This is a genomic window from Bacillota bacterium, assembly GCA_024655925.1.
Taxonomy (GTDB): Bacteria; Bacillota; DTU025; order DTU025; family JANLFS01; genus JANLFS01.
Genome location: JANLFS010000003.1, coordinates 26,491 through 29,213, shown reverse-complemented (window position 1 = coordinate 29,213; position 2,723 = coordinate 26,491). Strand labels below are relative to the sequence as shown.

Sequence of the window (2,723 nt, the reverse complement as noted above, 5' to 3'; positions counted from 1 at the left end):
CCACAGCGCGCCCGTCCAGAGCATTCGCCCCAAGTCCGTACACCGTCTCGGTGGGGAATGCGACAAGCCCCCCATCGCGGAGTACCTGGGCTGCGTGCGCCAGCCTCCCCCGAAGATCGGGACAGGTTGGGTCGACCCTGACGTACTCGGTTCTGATCTCATCTGCCATCGGCTTCTCCGTCCAGTTCCTTCGGAGTTCGGGCAAGGACCACTCGGAAATGGCCGGCGTAGTCGCAGACCCGCCTCACCATGACGAGACCCGCGTCTTCGAGCAGCCCTGCAACAGCATTGGCTTGCCCGTCACCGACCTCGAGCGCAATCAGCCCGCCCGGCTCAAGATAAGGGCTAACTTCCGCGGCCATGCGGCGGAAGAAATCGAGGCCGTCCGGTCCGGCCAGAAGCGCGATCGCGGGTTCGTGCTTCGATATCTCTGGGACAAGGGAGGACATGTCCACCTCAGGGATGTAAGGGGGGTTTGAGACCACTGCGTGGACACGGCTGAATCCTTCCTTGTCAAGAGGCTCGAACAGATCCCCCTGGGCGAGCCGGACCCGGTCGTCCAGGCCCAGCCTCACTACGTTGGCTTCTGCGACCGCAAGCGCGTCGGAGGAGATGTCAGTGGCGAGAATGTGCGCAGAGGGAAGCAGCTTACCCAGAGAGCAGGCGATCGCGCCACTTCCAGTCCCGAGGTCAACGATCATGGGCTCCGAAACACCCATGGAGAGAATCTCGTCTCGAGCAGCCTCCACCAGGATCTCTGTGTCAGGCCGCGGCACGAGAACGCGGCTGTCCACTGCGAAATCTAGCGACATGAACTCCTTGTGCCCCGTAATATAGGCCACTGGGACGCGCGCCGCCCGCCGGGCAACAGCTTCCCTGTAGGCCCCAAGCTCGCGTCCTGACAGAGGCCTGTCGTACTCTACGTACAGCCTTATTCTCTCCATCCCGAGGATTTCAGCCAGCAGCACCTCGGCATCCAATCGCGCGGAGTCTATGCCGCGGGAGCGGAGGTAGTCGGTGGCCAGCTTTAGGACCCCCAGGACTTGGAGCCTGTCGCCTACCATCCTCCACTCACTCCGCTCGCTTGAGCTTCTCACCCTGCTCGTTCAGGACCAGGGCATCAATTACTTCGTCGAGGTCCCCGTCAAGCACGTTCTCGAGGTGGTAGAGGGTGAGGCCGATTCGGTGATCTGTTACGCGGTTCTGAGGGAAGTTGTAGGTCCGAATCCGCTCGCTCCGGTCACCCGTTCCCACCTGGCTCTTGCGAGTCTCCGCGATACCGGATCTCTGCTCCTCCATCAGCCTGTCGAGCAATCTCGCCCTGAGCACCCGCAGTGCCTTATCCTTGTTCTTGTGCTGCGATTTCTCATCCTGGCACGTAACCACCATCCCGGTGGGGATGTGTGTGATCCTGACGGCTGAGTCGGTGGTATTCACGCTCTGGCCTCCATGCCCGCTAGAGCGAAAGACATCGATCCTGAGGTCGTTGGGGTTTATCTCGACATCGACTTCCTCCGCCTCTGGCAAGACCGCGACAGTCGCCGCGGACGTATGAATCCTGCCGCCTGCCTCCGTCTCGGGAACCCGCTGCACCCGGTGGACTCCACTTTCGAATTTCAGCCGGCTGTAGACGCCGTCACCGGAGATCATGAAAATGACCTCTTTGAACCCGCCCAACCCGGTCGGGTTTGAGCTCAGGCCCTCCATCTGCCATCCACGTCTCTCAGCGTACCGAGTGTACATGCGGAATAGATCCCCGGCGAAGAGCGCCGCCTCCTCGCCGCCGGTGCCGGCGCGGATCTCCATTATGACGTTTTTCTCATCCATCGGATCCTTGGGGAGAAGGAGAACCTTCAGTTCATCGAGCAGGCTCTCTCGCTTCCTTTCGAGCTCCTCGAGCTCTGCCTCGGCGAGTTCGCGCATTTCCTCGTCGAGCTTCTCTCGCAGCATAGCGGTGGTGGCCTCTATGCCCTCCTCGATGCCTTTGAGGTCTCTGTACTTGACAACGATGGTCTCGAGGCTCGCATGGGCCTTGGAAACGCGCCTGTACTCCACCTGATCCGCGATGACCGCGGGATCCGCGAGCCTCCTCTCCAACTCCTCAAACCTGGACTCTATTTCGTCGAGCTTTGCAATCACGCTTGGCTCCCTGCCCTCTCTTCCTTGGACTGGTCCTTCTCGATGACAGCGTTGAGAGAAGCGATCGCCACCTCCAACTGGTGTTCGTCTGGCTCCCTGGTAGTGAGCCTCTGCAGCGCGAGCCCGGGGGCAGATGCCCACCGCAAGAGAACCGGAACCTTCTCCTGGCCGGCTAGTTTCAATACTTCATAGGATATTCCAGCGAGGACAGGGAGGAGCAGAATCCGCGTGGCGATTCTCATCAGAAGCGTCTGTCTGCCGAGGAGGCTGAACAGGAGGATACTTACAACCATCACGATCAGGAGGAAGCTAGTGCCGCATCGCGGGTGCAGTGTCGTGTGCTTGGCGGCATTCGTGACTGTGAGGTCCTCTCCCGCCTCCCAGGCGGATATGGTCTTGTGTTCCGCCCCGTGGTAGGCAAAGACCCGCTGAATATCGGGAATGCAAGATATGATGACAATGTATGCGACGAAGATGGTCACGCGAAGCAAGCCTTCGATCAGGTTGACCACGACTATGCTCGCGATGCGCCTCTGGAAGAAAGCAACTATGACATTGGGCACGATGATGAACAGCACGATGAA

The 2,723-nt window shown here is 60.2% G+C and carries 4 protein-coding genes; all 4 read right to left on the bottom strand.

The window, feature by feature from the left end:
* Window positions 1–169 (bottom strand): Sua5/YciO/YrdC/YwlC family protein (locus NUW23_00790; GenBank protein MCR4424716.1); only part of this gene is annotated, 169 nt, incomplete at its 3' end.
* On the bottom strand, window positions 159–1,064 hold the full coding sequence (gene prmC / locus NUW23_00785) for a peptide chain release factor N(5)-glutamine methyltransferase (protein MCR4424715.1): 906 nt from the start codon (window positions 1,062–1,064) through the stop codon (window positions 159–161). The genes prmC and NUW23_00790, both read right to left, overlap by 11 nt.
* Before the next feature lie 7 nt (window positions 1,065–1,071).
* Complete coding sequence (gene prfA, locus NUW23_00780) at window positions 1,072–2,139, bottom strand: peptide chain release factor 1 (GenBank protein MCR4424714.1); 1,068 nt, start codon at window positions 2,137–2,139, stop codon at window positions 1,072–1,074.
* Window positions 2,136–2,723 (bottom strand): DUF1385 domain-containing protein (locus NUW23_00775; protein ID MCR4424713.1); only part of this gene is annotated, 588 nt, incomplete at its 5' end. The genes NUW23_00775 and prfA, both read right to left, overlap by 4 nt.